We start from the raw sequence: 14890 nt of genomic DNA, 5'->3' as shown, positions 1-14890 counted from the left end.
TTACTCGGCTAAAAGAACGTCCAATAATTCTCGGGTACTTTGGGAATTCCAATCTGCAACCCCACGTTCATCCACAACAATTTCACCAGACTTGTTAAGAATAAACGTTGCAGGAATACTTTTTGATGTCAGCATTTGGGGTGAGCGAGACGCTTCAAAATAAACAGGAAACTTATATCCTTTTTTATCTAAAAATGCAGTGACCTTATCTTTTTTGTCATTGGCTACAAAGAAAAAATCAACTTTATCACCATAATCCCAATACAGTTTTGCAAAACTGGGCATTTCAGCTACACAGGGTGGGCACCATGTAGCCCAAAGGTTTACAATAACAACTTTGTTCCTAGAGGAATTAAGGTTTATGGGGTTGCCATCGATATCCAATAAGGACCATCGGTAATCGTTAAGCTTTTCTCTTTCTTCTTCTTTGATAACATCTGCATTGAAGGCAAATACCTTTCCTACTAAAACTCTAGCATGAAACCCTACAGGAGTGAACAAAATCAGCAGAATGGCCAATATCCATATTAGGTTGCCTATCTGTTCTTTTGACAATTTCATTTTCATTCTGCAATCAAACTATCCAAAAGGTCATAAACTTCTGATGTGGCCCAATCGGCTATTTTCTTTTTATAAACCACTACGTTTCCTGATTTATCAATTAAATATGAAGAAGGGACTTCGCTTGAATCAATGGGCATCTTTTCTCCAATGATTAAATAGGTTACCGGGAAAGTGAATCCCTGCTTTTCCATAAACTCTTCAACTGGGGGTCTATTCTCATTAGTTATGATGTAGAAATCCATCTTCCCCTTATACTTATCGTACATTTTTTGAATACTTGCCAATTCTGCTTCAGAAGGCAATTTCCAGGAAGCCCAAAGATTGATGAAAACCACACGTCCTTTTGATTTTTCAAAATTGAAAAAGTTCCATTCAGCATCCTTCAACTTCCAATCATAATCTGTTATTTTTTCTCTTTGAGAAGCTTCAATCACCTGAGGTGAAAATGAAAAAATCCGATTCAAAAGAATTTTTCCGTAATGCCCTAAAGGGGTAACAAAAAAGGAAAAGACAAACAAAATAAGTGCAATGTTAAGAACAGTCTTCTTATTGATTTTCATCTAAAGTGTTTTGGTCAAAAACAAAGAACTCTTGATATTCAAATACCAAGAGTTCCTTTATTGATTACAGTTGCATTTTAAGCATTCTGTTTTTTGATCATGTTAAGTGCCGAACCTTCATGGAACCACTCAATTTGAGAGGCATTATAGGTGTGATTGGCTATAATGGTATCTGTGCTGCCATCTGCATGAACTACTTCCAATGTTAGCGGTTTGCCTGGAGCAAATTCTTCAATGTCTACGAAATTGAATGTATCATCCTCCTGAATCAAGTCATAATCACTTTCGTTCGCAAATGTTAAGCCCAACATACCTTGCTTTTTCAGATTGGTCTCATGAATTCTTGCGAAGGATTTCACCAGAACTGCTGCAACACCCAAGTGTCTCGGTTGCATGGCGGCATGCTCACGTGAAGAACCTTCTCCATAATTGTGATCACCTACCACAATACTTCTGATTCCTTCTTTTTTATAAGCTCGTTGGGTATCAGGAACTGCTCCATATTCGCCAGTCAACTGATTTTTTACAAAATTGGTTTGCTTATTGTATGCATTTACAGCTCCAATCAAAGTATTGTTGGCAATATTGTCCAAGTGCCCGCGATAACGCAACCATGGTCCTGCCATGGAAATATGGTCCGTGGTACATTTTCCAAAGGCTTTGATTAGTAACTTAACCCCTTGAAGGCTTTCTGGCGCAATGGGAACAAAAGGTTCCAATAACTGCAAACGTTCTGAAGTTGGGGAAACCACAACTTGAACTCCACTACCATCTTCTTCTGGAGCGATAAAACCAGCATCTTCAACCGCAAAGCCTTCTGGTGGAAGTTCATACCCTCTTGGTTCGTCCAACATGACTTCTTCCCCATCTTCATTAATCAACTTGTCAGTTACAGGGTTAAAATCCAATCTTCCAGAAATTGCAATTGCCGTTACCAATTCTGGAGAACCTACAAATGCAAGTGTGTTTGGATTACCGTCAGCTCTTTTAGCAAAGTTTCTGTTGAATGAATGAACTATGGTGTTTCGCGGTCCATCTGCTGCTTTGTCTCCATAACGGTCCCACATTCCGATACATGGTCCACATGCATTGGCAAAAACGGTTGCTCCAATATTATTGAAGGTATTTATAAAGCCGTCTCTTTCAATCGTATAACGTACCTGTTCTGAACCAGGTGTGATGGTAAATTTGGATTTGGTCTTTAAATTCTTATCGGCCACTTGTTTTGCCAACGAAGCAGCTCTAGATATATCTTCGTACGAAGAGTTGGTACAAGAACCGATTAATCCTACCTCAACATTTAAAGGCCAATCATTGGTTTTGGCTGCTTCACTCATTTTTGAGATTGGTGTTGCCAAATCTGGGGTGAACGGACCATTCAAATGAGGCTCCAAAGTATTCAAATCAATCTCAATAACTTGGTCAAAGTATTTCTCCGGATCTGCGTAGACTTCTGAATCCGCAGTTAAATGTTCTTTAACCGCAAAAGCGGCATCAGCAACATCTTCCCTACCCGTTGCCCTTAAATAGCGGTCCATGGATTCGTCATAGCCAAAAGTTGAAGTCGTTGCACCAACCTCGGCACCCATATTACAAATGGTTCCTTTTCCAGTACAAGACATGGATGTAGCACCTTCTCCAAAGTATTCGATAATGGCTCCAGTACCTCCTTTAACCGTAAGAATATCCGCTACTTTTAGAATGACATCTTTTGGAGCGGTCCAACCAGAGAGTTTCCCTTTCAACTTGACCCCAATCAATTTTGGAAATTTTAATTCCCAAGCCATACCGGCCATAACATCAACAGCATCAGCACCGCCAACACCAATGGCCACCATTCCCAATCCACCGGCATTTACCGTATGTGAATCAGTTCCAATCATCATTCCTCCTGGAAAAGCATAATTCTCCAAAACTACTTGGTGAATAATACCTGCCCCAGGCTTCCAAAATCCAATACCATACTTGTTGGAAACGGACTCCAAAAAGTCAAAAACCTCGTTGCTAGTCTCGTTTGCCCTCTTTAAATCGGCATCTGCCCCTACTTTCGCTTGGATAAGGTGGTCACAATGCACCGTAGTGGGAACAGCCACTTTGGGTTTACCCGCATGCATGAATTGCAAAAGGGCCATTTGAGCCGTTGCATCTTGACAAGCCACTCTATCTGGTGCAAAATCCACATAATCCTTTCCACGCTGGAATGTTTGGTTTGGAGTTCCATCCCAAAGGTGCGAATACAATATTTTTTCAGCTAATGTGAGGGGTCTACCTTCAAGTTCTCTGGCTTTCTCTATACGCTCTCCCATGGATGCGTAAACAGCCTTTATCATCTCAATGTCAAATGCCATTATAGAATTGGATTTTAAGAATTTTGTAATTCCGTAAATTTAGTAAAATACCAAGGATTTCGGAATTAGAATAGTACTAAATAAGAGGATAATCTTACAATTGTTACAACAATTCTGAAATAATCCTTTCTTCTGAAATGCCTTCGGCCTCGGCTTTGTAGTTTTTAAGGATACGATGTCTTAAGATTCCTGTAGCAACAGCTCTAACATCTTCTATGTCTGGGGAAAACTTACCATGAACCGCTGCATGGGCTTTTGCTCCCAAAACCAAATTTTGTGAAGCTCGGGGTCCTGCACCCCAATCGATAAAGTTGTTTACAAAGTCCGAAGCTCCGTTTACTCCAGGACGAGTCTTGTTCACAAGCCGTACCGCATAATCAATTACGTTGTCAGGAACCGGTATCCTTCGGATCAAATGTTGAACGGCAATAATCTCCTCTGCATTGAATAAGGTTTGTACCTCCACCTCTTCATCATTGGTGGTAGATTTTACTACCTGAATTTCTTCTTCAATGGAAGGGTATTTTAATTCTATGGCAAACATAAAACGGTCCAGTTGTGCTTCAGGAAGTGGGTACGTACCCTCTTGCTCAATGGGATTTTGGGTTGCCAATACGAAGTAGGGCAAATCCAGTTTAAACTGATGACCAGCTATTGTGACCGCACGTTCTTGCATGGCTTCCAGCAAAGCAGCTTGAGTTTTGGGCGGTGTTCTATTGATTTCATCCGCCAAAATTATATTGGCAAAAATAGGTCCCTTTACAAATTTAAAATTGCGATTTTGGTCCAAAACTTCGCTGCCCAGAATATCACTGGGCATCAAATCTGGGGTAAATTGAATTCTCTTAAAGTCCAACCCAAGAGTCTTGGCGATAGTATTCACCATTAAGGTCTTTGCCAATCCAGGTACACCTATTAGAAGGGAATGCCCCCCCGTATAAATGGAAAGTAAAATTTGTTCAATCACCTGTTCCTGACCAACAATGATCTTGGCAATCTCAGCTTTTAAGTCTTGATGTTTTTTTACTAGGTTCTCAACCGCAGTTACGTCTGACATGTATTTACTCCTTTACCCAATTGTTTGCAAAATCACAATCCCTACTATCTTCATCTATATGGATATAGGTATCATCAATATGCTCATCCATCCATTTTTTGATGGATTTAAATTGTTTTTCCCGTAACGCCAGTTCTTGAATCTTCAGATAATCTTTTGCAAAATCCGCCTTATGTTCGTCATACCGATTGGTAATCTGCATTATTTTGAATTTTGGCGCCCCTCCTCTTGGATCATCTTCCTTTAGAGGTTTACAAATTTCATTATCCTTTAAATTCCTGACTTGGTTGTATAAGGCCGGGTCCATTTTGGTAAGTTCGAATTTGGAGTCAAAATTAATGGGATTGCGTAACAGACCTCCATCATTTTTGGTTTCTTTTTCATCCGAAAAATTCAGAGCAGCTTCGGCAAAAGTGTACTTACCATCCAAAATATGCTGACGAATACTATCCAATTCCTTTACAGCGGCATCCATGGCACTTTGTGGAATTTCAGGGATGAGCAAGATGTGGCGCAAATCTAATTCTTGACCTCTTATTTTTTCAATATAAATGATGTGATACCCAAAATCCGTTTCAAAGGGTTCAGAAATCTCTCCTTCTTGCAGGCTAAAGGCCACATCTTTGAATTCTTTCACAAAAGGAGTTTCGCGGGTCATACTGTAGAACCCTCCCTTGGATTTAGAACCTGGGTCTTGAGAATACAAAATAGCTTTTACATTGAAACTAGCATCGTTCTCCTCTACATCTTGCTTAATAGTTTTTAATCTGTTGATTACCTTCTGTTTTTCTTCCTCAGGTGCCGTAGGCTGTTTCACAATTTGGGCAATCTCTAGTTCAGCCCCAAACACTGGACGTTCATCTTCAGGTATCCTATTGAAAAACTGACGCACCTCTTCTGGCGTGACCTCAACGCTTTCCACAATTTTACCCTGCATTTTTTCAGAAAGCATTCGAAGCTTGTTGATTTCGAATAGTTCTTTTCTGAAACTTTCAATATCCGGCTTTTTGTAGAACTTAAGCACTTTTTCCATGGAACCAACTTGGGCCACCAACTGTTGAATCTGTCTATCACTTTGTGCATTCACCTGATCGTCCGAGACCAACAAACTATCCTGTACGGCCTGATGCGCGTACAATCGGTCCTCCATCAACTTTCCCAAAAGACCACATCTCGTAATATCCTGTGTGGAAGCTCCTTGACTTTTTAAATCAATAAGGGTTTTCTCTATGTCCGATTCCAAAATCACATAATCTCCAATAACCGCAGAAATTCCATCCAGTCTAATTCTTTGGGTTGGCGGAGTTACGGAATCTGTTTCATTAGCGACAGCCAAATCTTGATCTTGAGCACTCATTATTGTAGTTGAGCCAAACAGCATCAACAACAAGCATACATTAATTCTTATCATATATCTCAAATTCTTTTTTCTTGATAGCTTCATCAATAATTTCTGTTTTCAATTTTTTCACGTAATCCAATCTTCTTCGATTGATGATTAACTGCCGTATTTCTGGTAAAATATACTCAAAAGGTGCTACGTCATTGACCTCCAAAACATCCGTCACCTTGCCCAAATATACCTCTAAGGAATCCTGCAATTCAAAAAATTGTGATTTTTTTAAGTAGTCATTTTCATTAAGTAAAGCTAAAGGCGGGATTTCCTCGGTCACCCGGGAAACACTTACCCAAACTGAATCATTAAAATGAATTTTATTGAACTGTACCGCGATGGAATCCAGGTATTCCTTATCCGAGGACGACCAATTGTCCATACGTCGCTTAACTCCCTCTTTGTCCAAAAATTGAGTAGGTATTTCCACAAACCGAAGTTGTACTAATTTCTCGCTCAGCTTAAAATTTTCCTTTTCCTTTTCGTAGTAACTTCTGAGTTGACTTCTCGAAATTGAAGTATCCTGAGCATTAAACACCAAAGCTTCAACATAGGCCCGAGTGTATAAATCCGACTTATAATCGTCTACCAATCTATCAAACTCCGATAATTTCTCCTCGGGCAGGTTTATTTTGGATTTGGACAACAAAAGTTGTTTGGATGCCCAATTGTTGATATAGTTGGAGACGAAAATGGCGCTATCCTGCTCAGAAATGGTATTATCCAAAAGCGTTGCAACATCTTCTTTGTATAAATACACATCACCTACGCGGGCGAGAGGTTCTTTTTCTTCCTTTTTATTGAAGATAGCGTCACATGAGCTAAATAAGGCCAATAACAGAAGACTTATTAAATAGGTCTTATTTCTTTGGAGACAAAGCATTTGGCAAAAATAAGAATTACGCCATACTGCACAAATGGGTTGTATTTTGATTAACAAAAACTGCAGACATTTGAATTCCAATATTTTAGTACATTCGTGTAAAACCAACCTAATGAAATATACTTCTGAAGTCACAGTAAATCTGCCGCGAGAAAAGTTTATCGAGAAACTGGATAATCCGGAAAATATGAAGCATTGGCAAAAAGGACTCATTTCATATGAACTACTTTCCGAAAATCCCCATAAGGAAGGTAGCCAAATGCGTTTGAATTATAAAATGGGGAAAAGGGACCTTGAAATGGTTGAAACCATTATTTCGAGAAATCTACCAGACTCTATGCATACCACTTATGAGACTAATGGAGTTACCAACATCCAAAAAAACCGCTTTCTTGAAGAGGAAGGTAAGACCAAGTGGGTTTCCGAAAATGAATTTCAGTTTTCTGGAATTGGAATGAAACTCATGGGATTTTTGATGCCCGGTTTGTTCAAAAAGCAGACCTAGAAATATCTTGAAGACTTTAAGGCTTTCGCCGAAGAAGATAAATCCGTTTTAGACCAATAGACATGCAAAATATTTTGGATAAAAAAATAAAGCTGATTTGGGACTTTCGAGGTCCGGCAGCGGAACGAACGGCAGAACACTATCAAAAGCACTTGTCAGAATTTGTGGTTTTGGAAGAATTAAAATATGATATCACCGGATTCCAACACTTTTCGGATATGCACAGTATAGCCTATCTGGTTGTTGCAGAATTTGAAATGAAAGACATCCGTGAGATGTTGAGACCTAATAGAGGAGAGATTTATGATGAAGACATCTAAATGAAATAGATATGTTTAGACAAAGTATTGTGGTTTTTGGCATTTTTCTCTTGTTATCGGCCTGTTCTAAGGTTAAGGACAAAAACCCGATACAAAAAGCTCTATCGTCCGAAAACTTTAAAATAAAAAACGTGATGGATAGCTTGAACCGGTATGAGGTTCAAATACGGTTTACCCAGATAGACCGCAAAGGAGAGGAAGTCACTTTTACCGATTTTGATTTTCAAGTAGATGAAAATCAATATTTCTACCCTGCGAGCACAGTTAAGTTTCCAGCTGCAGTCGCCGCTTTGGAAAAAATCAATGCAATTGATTCCCTTACCATCCAAACCCGGTTTTATATTGAAGGAGATTCGGTAGAAACTACCTTTGCCAAGGCCATTTCCGAAATTTTTGCAGTTTCAGACAATGCTGCAAATAATCGACTTGTTGAATTTTTAGGGCAGGATGACCTGAACAAAAGAATAAAGGATATAGGTATTGGTCCCATCAGGATAGCCCATAGACTTTCAACCACAAATGCCGATGAACTTGTGACCAAACCTTTGGTCATCTATTTAAACGATTCCACCACAGCGAGTAGCAAACCAATCATCAACACCCCTCTTACTCCGCTAGTGCTTAATGGTATTGAAAAAGGAAAAGGTTTTTATGCTTCAGATTCCCTATTCGAGGAACCATTTGATTTCTCCCTTAAAAATTACTATCCGATTTCTAGTCAGCACAATGTCTTAAAACGAATCATTTTTCCAGAATCCTTTGCCCCTGAAGAGCGGTTCAATTTGAGTCCATCACAATTAGGAACCTTAAGGGAAGCCATGCATACCTTACCTGGAGAACTGGGTTACGATACCGAAGAATATTATGATAGCTATGTTAAGTTTTTAATGTTCGGGGATATTACCCAACCTATGCCGGACTATATCAAAATTTACAATAAAGTGGGCTATGCTTATGGAACACTCACGGATTGCGCATACATCCATGATGTTAAAAATGATATAGAGTTTATGGTCACCGCTACAATTTTGGTAAATAAGGATGGTATTTTCAATGACGATGCCTATGAATATGATGAAATTGGCATTCCCTTTTTAGCGCAATTAGGAAGGGAACTGTACAACATTGAGCTAAATAGAAAAAGATGAAAAAACTAGCCTTTGACGAATTCACAAAAAAGATATATGTAAATGCTCCAATTGAGAAGCTATATGAATGCTGGGCCACCTCCCAGGGAATATGTTCGTGGTTTCTTAGAAATGCGGAATACTCCATGACAGACGGAAGTAAACGAGAACCCTTGGAAAAGATTCAAAAAGGAGATAAATATGTTTGGGAATGGCACAATTGGGATGCACAGGCCACCGGGGAGGTTTTGGAAGCGAATGGAACGGACGAACTGGTTATCACCTTTGAAAACAATATAGTTTCTATAACACTTGAAACTCAAAAAAGAGGGGTTTTGGTAGTCTTAAGACAGTACAACATTCCAACTGACGATGAAAGCAAGCTAAACGTACATTATGGGTGCAGCAATGGTTGGACATTTTGGTTGACCAACTTAAAGGCGTTTGTTGAACACGGTATTCTTCTTAACGAAACCGAGATTGACCTAACAAATATTCCACTGGCGGGTTTTGAATTTGTCAATATGTAAAAAAAAAGCACCGCAAAAGCGGTGCTCTTCATCAAAACAAAAAACACTTAGTTAGGCATCACTACATCCTCAATTACATGAATCACGCCATTTGATGCAACTACGTCTGTTTTGGCTATCTTACTATAATTCCCGTTGGCATCTTTCAAATAAATGCCACCGTTTCTATTCATAGCAGTTAATTTCCCTCCGTTTAAAGTGGTCAATTCAACTTTGCCTTTCCCTTTTTCAAGAGCTTTTACAACATCAGTGGCCATAAGACTTCCAGAAACCACATGGTAGGTCAAAATAGCAGATAGTTTTTCTTTGTTCGCAGGCTCCAATAATGAGTTCAAAGTATTTGAATCAATCTTGGCGAAGCCAGCGTTAACGGGAGCAAATACTGTAAATGGTCCATCTCCCTTTAAGGCTCCGACCAAATCGGCCGCTTTAACGGCGGTAACCAAGGTAGAAAAGTCATCTACAGAAGCTGCTGTGTCCACAATATCTTTGGACGCTTGAGCTGTAGTTTGCTGTACAAACAGAAATAGTGCTAGTGTTGAGATAATAAAAATCGCTTTTTTCATTTTTAAATTGCTTTAACTGTTATTAATTTTTTTGGCGCGCTTTCACATCTATTTACACAGGCATTTTCCAAATGGATGAAGTCAGTCCATTTTTATCATATCTTTAACAAACCCTATGGGAGCAGATTTTAGAGACATACAGCTTATTGAACGCTTATCCAATGGAGACAAAGCTTCGCTTTACCAGTTGTATGATAAATATTCTGGGGCCTTGTACGGGGTAATCCTGAGAATGTGTCAGAATGAGACTGAAGCCCAAGACCTGTTGCAAGAGACATTCATTAAGATTTGGACGAATATCTCCAAATATGATGCTTCAAAAGGTCGATTTTATACTTGGGCCTATCGAATTGCACGAAACACTACCTTAAATTCACTACGAAGTAAAAATGACCTCATCCAAAACGATGATTTAGGTGTATATGATACAAAGGTTGAAGAAGAAAACAAGCTAGAAGATACGTTGCTTAAGGGTTCCCTTAAAAAATTGGAACCTCATCATCAAAAAGCAATTGCCCTGATCTACTATCAAGGATACACCCACCAAGAAGCACATGAAGTTATGGGGGTCCCCCTTGGAACCTTTAAGTCCTACGTTAGACAGGCATTGAAACAGTTACGAAAAACCTATGCCAATGAAATGGTTTGGCTTTGGTTCATTTTTGAAACAATGGCGTAATGGAAAAGAAAAGGATATTGGAAGAAGGACTTTTGGAACAGTATCTCACAGGAGAACTGTCAATAGAGCACCAATCAATGGTGGAAAAAGCCCTAAATGAAGATGAAAGCTTAAAAAAACACTTTGACCAATTGGAGGCCGATTTTGAAAAAATGGCTTTCGAGCAGGCCATTGCACCCCCGATTGGGGTAAAAGCCGCTCTGGTGCACAAATTGGAAAAATCTCCAGCCAAGCAAGTTCAATGGGGGCCTCTTTGGGTCGCAGCAGGGTTTGCTTTGCTTTTCGGCGTGGCTGCTTTTTGGATGTACGGCCAATGGCAAAATGCGGAACGTAGCCTAAAATCACTTCAAGAGCAAACGGTAAATCTGCAACAACGCATGGATGCTCTTGAAAGCGATTATATTCTCACGTCTTCACAACTTAAAGACATCAACGGCCCCAATGTAATACCTTTGGTATTATTTGGAAATCAAAAATCACCTGGTGCAAAACTTGTGGCTTATGTAGATCATAACCGTAAAATGGTCATAGTAAATTCTCAAGGTTTGCCTCCCCTACCCGCTTCAAAGACCTATCAAATGTGGAGCGATGTGGAGGGGGAAATGATAAACATGGGAACTTTATCCCCAAAAGAGGAATTGATTCCATTAAAGTATATTGAAAAAGCCGAATCACTCAACATCACCATTGAACCCGCAGGCGGAAATGACCATCCCACCGTTGAGGAACTGATTTCCAATGTGGTCATATAGCTTTTTCAGAAAAAGCCTTACACTTTTTCCAGTTCACGCGACTCAATTTTCCATTCACCTGCGAGCAAGACCTCATCAAAATTGATTCCTTCAATGGGTACTAGTTCGCCTTTTTCATGGTCCCATTCTATTCTTCTACCTAGTTTCCAGGAAAGCCCTGCCATATGAGCAGTAATTGCTTCATCAAACCCTTCCTGTATTCCACAACTGACCTTAGTACCGTTTTTAATGGCACTTAACCATTCTCGCATGTGTAAAAAGGTGGAGTCTACCCGAACACCATCAATATAGGTCCACATCAAACCCTTATCAGCAAAGTATTGCGAAGTAGCCGAAGAAATGGCATCTGGAACGTTGGCTGCGGGATTATATTGATAGATTGGTGTGTGTGGGTATATTTTTCCCTCTTCCAACATGGGTGCATAACGCGTTGAGGCCCCATCTGGCCATACCGTGAGTTTATTGCCCAATTCCATGGTGGCATCATGTCCCATCAGGATGGTCGGTCGATTAAACCCATTGCCTAAGGTAGCGCTATAGCAAAACGTCATACCCTGTTCTTTGCCTTTGACTTGGCTACTACCTGCGCTGAATCGAGGAAACTCCATATTTACCTGAAGTACGTCAGGTACATTACGACCATCATTGTGGGTATAAACTCCACCAGAGGCGATAATTGAATCAGGAATTCCCATGTTGAGAACACAATTTAGGCGGTCATAATCATGAGTCAACAAATCCCCAGATAACCCTGAACCATAGGCCCACCATTTTCGCCATCTAAAAAAATGATTCTTATTGAATGGTACTTGTGGAGCAGTTCCCAAGAACTGTTGCCAATCAATGGTTTGCGCACTGGCTTTTTCATGAATATCATAGTTCCATGCTCCGTTATCATCGTTTCGGTTTGTATTGGTCTGAATCAACGAAACATGCCCCAAGGTACCTTTCTCGACAATGTCTCTCGCAGTTTTGAAACTCAGCGTTTGTCGGTGTTGGTGACCCACAGCAAAAACAGCTTCAGATTCCTCTACGGCAGTTTGTAGTTCATAGGTCTCGGTAATGGTATGGGTCATAGGTTTTTCAACATACACATGTATATTGTTTTTCAAAGCCTCAATAGCCATTGGAGCATGCCAGTGGTCAGGTGTAGCTATAACAATTGCTTCCACATCGCCGCTATGAATCATTTCTTGATATGTAGAATACCTTTTTATTTTGTTTTCCGAAGTATTGAAGGAATTCAGTGCTCTTTCCGCCCTTACATCAAAAATGTTGCATACCCCCACCAGTTTTACATTCAACTTCTCCTGTCTTTCAAAATCTTCCACTGCCTTGTTGTCCGGATTCTCCTCCATTTCAATTTTCATCTCTTCGTACCATTCCTTGGTAGCAAACCCCAGACTCCTACATAACTGTTCACCACGAATTCCAAAACCGATGATTCCAATCCGAACTGGTTCCCCATCTATATTTGGAACCGAAGGTGGTAAAGATGGACTGATACCCAGTTGGTTTAAAACTTCGGACCTTTCGTTTCTTTTATAGGCAGCACTTGCAGCACCTGCCCACCAAACCGCCCCTAAGATAGGAAGTCCCCCAAGTCCTTTAAGTAAATCTCTTCTAGTCCATTTCATAGCTCTTAACTTTTGATGGTTTTCTTTTTATAAAGTAATTCAGGCCAAAAAAATGCCCCGTAGGATAGTTGTAAATAACAAGACAAGCAATCAGCTCAATCAGATTTTTATTCACAAACCAATAGCTGCCCTCAACATTCATCTGCGGCAACCAAGGAAATGAAGGATGAGCCAAATAATAAAGTGCCAAAAGCCCTATGCCAACAATAGCACCCTTTCGTTCAAAAACACCAAGTGTAAATGTGATTCCCACAAGGAGGAGGGCTGTGATATTCAACATATCGACCCAATCTATTATGCCTGGCTGGGTCAATAGTGCAAACAATGGCTTTAATGGTCCTTGCGAAGAAGCCAAATAGCCAGAGGAGGTCCATTCTGGGTTGTACAGTTTTATAACACCTTCATATAGAAAATGCCAACCCACAAAAATTCGCAATAGGGTAATGCTGATTTTTACCCCATTTTCATTTATAGTTTTCATGGATGTATAGAATTAGTTGATTCGAAAACAATCAACCAAAACTACAACCCAACAAAATAAAGAACCATGATATTCGTCACCGATTGGTAACTTCTGAATTAGCTTGGAATTGGCATCCCGTATAAATCAAAATCAGCAGCCTCAGTAATTTTGACATTGACGAAATCCCCAGTTTTCACATAGTGTTTCGTTGCATCGATTAAAACTTCGTTGTCCACATCGGGAGAATCAAGCTCGGTACGCCCAACAAAGTGGGTCCCCTCTTTTCTATCGATGATGCATCTAAACTCCTTTCCTATCTTTTCTTGATTCAATTCCCATGAGATTTGGGACTGAACTTCCATAATTTCATTGGCCCTTTGTTGTTTGACCTCTTCCGGAACATCATCAACCAAAGAATAGGCATGCGTGTTTTCTTCATGGCTATAGGTAAAACAGCCCAAACGCTCAAAACGCATTTCTTTGACCCATTCTTTAAGCGTTTGGAAATCCTCTTCCGTTTCTCCCGGATAACCTACAATTAGTGTGGTTCGGATTGCCATTTCTGGCACCACGGACCTAAAGTCCTTGAGGAGCTGTGTAGTTTTTGCCTTTGTAGTTCCCCTACGCATACTTTTTAGAATGGGGTCTGCTATGTGTTGAAGCGGAATATCGATATAATTGCAAATCTTGGGTTCTCTTCGCATCACTTGCAACACATCCATGGGAAAACCTGTGGGGAATGCATAGTGCAGCCGAATCCATTCAATGCCTTCTACTTGAACCAGGTTTTCAAGAAGTTCTGCAAGATTCCGCTTTTTGTATAAGTCCAAGCCATAATAAGTCAGATCTTGGGCAATTAAGATGAGTTCCTTGACACCATCGGCTGCCAACTTTTCGGCTTCAGTAACCAATTCTTCAATGGGTTTGCTTTTATGTTTGCCCCTCATGAGAGGAATGGCGCAAAACGAACAAGGCCTATCGCACCCTTCTGCAATTTTTAGGTATGCATAATTTTTTGGGGTGGTGGTCAATCGTTCACCAATCAATTCATGCTTATAGTCAGCCCCCAAGGCTTTCAATAAATTAGGTAAATCGCTAGTGCCAAAATATTCATCTACGTTGGGAATTTCCTTTTCCAAATCCGGTTTGTAGCGTTCGCTTAAGCATCCCGTAACAAAAACCTTATCAACATCTCCTTGCTCTTTACGATTTACATATTCAAGAATGGTATTTACACTTTCTTCCTTGGCATTGGCAATAAAGCCACAGGTATTGATAACAACCACATTTCCCTCTTCTTCATGTACCACTTCTTTGTTATTGGCTCGAAGCTGTCCCATTAGCACTTCAGAATCGTAAACGTTCTTGCTGCACCCAAGAGTTACTACATTGATTTTGTTCTTTTTACGTGATTTCGTTCGCATACGGTTTCAAATGGTTTGCAAAAATACGATATGGGTGGGCATTACATCGATTTGCTTGCATATTTTTCAATTTGACACGTTA

16 protein-coding genes are annotated in these 14890 nt (G+C 40.0%); 6 read left to right on the top strand and 10 right to left on the bottom strand.

Annotated features, from left to right (window positions below):
* The 6 genes from ACOKFD_RS19170 to ACOKFD_RS19145 form a co-directional block, all read right to left on the bottom strand.
* Positions 1 to 561, bottom strand: a complete 561-nt coding sequence (locus ACOKFD_RS19170; RefSeq protein ID WP_422859355.1) for a TlpA family protein disulfide reductase — start codon at positions 559 to 561, stop codon at positions 1 to 3.
* Positions 562 to 563: 2 nt separating this feature from the next.
* Positions 564 to 1124, bottom strand: a complete 561-nt coding sequence (locus tag ACOKFD_RS19165) for a TlpA family protein disulfide reductase (protein WP_422859354.1) — start codon at positions 1122 to 1124, stop codon at positions 564 to 566.
* A 77-nt stretch (positions 1125 to 1201) separates the two neighbouring features.
* The gene (locus tag ACOKFD_RS19160) at positions 1202 to 3472 is read right to left on the bottom strand and encodes an aconitate hydratase (protein WP_422859353.1); all 2271 of its coding nucleotides are present in this window, start codon (positions 3470 to 3472) and stop codon (positions 1202 to 1204) included.
* 103 nt (positions 3473 to 3575) lie between these two features.
* Positions 3576 to 4529, bottom strand: coding sequence for an AAA family ATPase (locus ACOKFD_RS19155; RefSeq protein ID WP_422859352.1), 954 nt, complete (start codon positions 4527 to 4529; stop codon positions 3576 to 3578).
* 4 nt (positions 4530 to 4533) lie between these two features.
* A complete protein-coding gene (locus ACOKFD_RS19150; protein WP_422859351.1) occupies positions 4534 to 5940 on the bottom strand; it encodes a peptidylprolyl isomerase in 1407 nt (468 codons plus the stop codon).
* A complete protein-coding gene (locus tag ACOKFD_RS19145; protein ID WP_299001048.1) occupies positions 5927 to 6805 on the bottom strand; it encodes a peptidyl-prolyl cis-trans isomerase in 879 nt (292 codons plus the stop codon). The genes ACOKFD_RS19150 and ACOKFD_RS19145 overlap by 14 nt, the downstream gene beginning before the upstream one ends.
* Before the next feature lie 112 nt (positions 6806 to 6917).
* Between ACOKFD_RS19145 and ACOKFD_RS19140 the strand changes: the two genes are divergently transcribed.
* The 4 genes from ACOKFD_RS19140 to ACOKFD_RS19125 all read left to right on the top strand — a co-directional run bounded on the left by ACOKFD_RS19140 (position 6918) and on the right by ACOKFD_RS19125 (position 9287).
* Positions 6918 to 7310 carry an SRPBCC family protein gene (locus ACOKFD_RS19140; RefSeq protein WP_422859350.1) on the top strand — a complete coding sequence of 131 codons (393 nt, stop codon included), beginning with the start codon at positions 6918 to 6920 and terminating at the stop codon, positions 7308 to 7310.
* A gap of 62 nt (positions 7311 to 7372) precedes the next feature.
* Complete coding sequence (locus ACOKFD_RS19135) at positions 7373 to 7630, top strand: hypothetical protein (RefSeq protein WP_422859349.1); 258 nt, start codon at positions 7373 to 7375, stop codon at positions 7628 to 7630.
* An 11-nt stretch (positions 7631 to 7641) separates the two neighbouring features.
* Complete coding sequence (locus tag ACOKFD_RS19130) at positions 7642 to 8778, top strand: serine hydrolase (protein WP_422859348.1); 1137 nt, start codon at positions 7642 to 7644, stop codon at positions 8776 to 8778.
* Positions 8775 to 9287, top strand: a complete 513-nt coding sequence (locus ACOKFD_RS19125; protein ID WP_422859347.1) for an SRPBCC family protein — start codon at positions 8775 to 8777, stop codon at positions 9285 to 9287. Before ACOKFD_RS19130 ends, ACOKFD_RS19125 begins: the two co-directional genes overlap by 4 nt.
* Positions 9288 to 9334: 47 nt before the next feature.
* On the opposite strand, the gene ACOKFD_RS19120 is transcribed toward ACOKFD_RS19125, so the two are convergent.
* The gene (locus ACOKFD_RS19120; RefSeq protein ID WP_422859346.1) at positions 9335 to 9853 is read right to left on the bottom strand and encodes a fasciclin domain-containing protein; all 519 of its coding nucleotides are present in this window, start codon (positions 9851 to 9853) and stop codon (positions 9335 to 9337) included.
* 115 nt (positions 9854 to 9968) lie between these two features.
* On the opposite strand from ACOKFD_RS19120, the gene ACOKFD_RS19115 reads away from it, so the two are divergent.
* Positions 9969 to 10532, top strand: a complete 564-nt coding sequence (locus tag ACOKFD_RS19115; RefSeq protein ID WP_422859345.1) for an RNA polymerase sigma factor — start codon at positions 9969 to 9971, stop codon at positions 10530 to 10532.
* Entirely contained in the window at positions 10532 to 11284 is a 753-nt protein-coding gene (locus ACOKFD_RS19110) for an anti-sigma factor domain-containing protein (protein WP_422859344.1), read from the top strand. Before ACOKFD_RS19115 ends, ACOKFD_RS19110 begins: the two co-directional genes overlap by 1 nt.
* A 17-nt stretch (positions 11285 to 11301) precedes the next feature.
* Here ACOKFD_RS19110 and ACOKFD_RS19105 read toward each other — a convergent pair whose 3' ends face one another.
* From ACOKFD_RS19105 to rimO, 3 genes are all read right to left on the bottom strand, one after another.
* Positions 11302 to 12921, bottom strand: a complete 1620-nt coding sequence (locus tag ACOKFD_RS19105) for a Gfo/Idh/MocA family protein (RefSeq protein ID WP_422859343.1) — start codon at positions 12919 to 12921, stop codon at positions 11302 to 11304.
* Positions 12908 to 13402, bottom strand: coding sequence for a DoxX family membrane protein (locus tag ACOKFD_RS19100; protein WP_422859342.1), 495 nt, complete (start codon positions 13400 to 13402; stop codon positions 12908 to 12910). Before ACOKFD_RS19100 ends, ACOKFD_RS19105 begins: the two co-directional genes overlap by 14 nt.
* Before the next feature lie 98 nt (positions 13403 to 13500).
* Entirely contained in the window at positions 13501 to 14808 is a 1308-nt protein-coding gene (gene rimO / locus ACOKFD_RS19095) for a 30S ribosomal protein S12 methylthiotransferase RimO (RefSeq protein ID WP_422859341.1), read from the bottom strand.
* Positions 14809 to 14890 lie beyond the last annotated feature (82 nt).

This window comes from Flagellimonas ulvae (genome assembly GCF_049333175.1).
Classification (GTDB): Bacteria; Bacteroidota; Bacteroidia; order Flavobacteriales; family Flavobacteriaceae; genus Flagellimonas.
The sequence above is the reverse complement of the archived record's forward strand: the minus strand, read 5'-3'. Positions and strand labels throughout refer to the sequence as shown.

Coding starts and splice junctions, on each gene's coding strand:
- ACOKFD_RS19170 (WP_422859355.1), bottom strand. CDS start 561: ATGAAATTGTCAAAAGAACAGATAGGCAACCTAATATGGATATTGGCC.
- ACOKFD_RS19165 (WP_422859354.1), bottom strand. CDS start 1,124: ATGAAAATCAATAAGAAGACTGTTCTTAACATTGCACTTATTTTGTTT.
- ACOKFD_RS19160 (WP_422859353.1), bottom strand. CDS start 3,472: ATGGCATTTGACATTGAGATGATAAAGGCTGTTTACGCATCCATGGGA.
- ACOKFD_RS19155 (WP_422859352.1), bottom strand. CDS start 4,529: ATGTCAGACGTAACTGCGGTTGAGAACCTAGTAAAAAAACATCAAGAC.
- ACOKFD_RS19150 (WP_422859351.1), bottom strand. CDS start 5,940: ATGATAAGAATTAATGTATGCTTGTTGTTGATGCTGTTTGGCTCAACT.
- ACOKFD_RS19145 (WP_299001048.1), bottom strand. CDS start 6,805: ATGCTTTGTCTCCAAAGAAATAAGACCTATTTAATAAGTCTTCTGTTA.
- ACOKFD_RS19140 (WP_422859350.1), top strand. CDS start 6,918: ATGAAATATACTTCTGAAGTCACAGTAAATCTGCCGCGAGAAAAGTTT.
- ACOKFD_RS19135 (WP_422859349.1), top strand. CDS start 7,373: ATGCAAAATATTTTGGATAAAAAAATAAAGCTGATTTGGGACTTTCGA.
- ACOKFD_RS19130 (WP_422859348.1), top strand. CDS start 7,642: ATGTTTAGACAAAGTATTGTGGTTTTTGGCATTTTTCTCTTGTTATCG.
- ACOKFD_RS19125 (WP_422859347.1), top strand. CDS start 8,775: ATGAAAAAACTAGCCTTTGACGAATTCACAAAAAAGATATATGTAAAT.
- ACOKFD_RS19120 (WP_422859346.1), bottom strand. CDS start 9,853: ATGAAAAAAGCGATTTTTATTATCTCAACACTAGCACTATTTCTGTTT.
- ACOKFD_RS19115 (WP_422859345.1), top strand. CDS start 9,969: ATGGGAGCAGATTTTAGAGACATACAGCTTATTGAACGCTTATCCAAT.
- ACOKFD_RS19110 (WP_422859344.1), top strand. CDS start 10,532: ATGGAAAAGAAAAGGATATTGGAAGAAGGACTTTTGGAACAGTATCTC.
- ACOKFD_RS19105 (WP_422859343.1), bottom strand. CDS start 12,921: ATGAAATGGACTAGAAGAGATTTACTTAAAGGACTTGGGGGACTTCCT.
- ACOKFD_RS19100 (WP_422859342.1), bottom strand. CDS start 13,402: ATGAAAACTATAAATGAAAATGGGGTAAAAATCAGCATTACCCTATTG.
- rimO (WP_422859341.1), bottom strand. CDS start 14,808: ATGCGAACGAAATCACGTAAAAAGAACAAAATCAATGTAGTAACTCTT.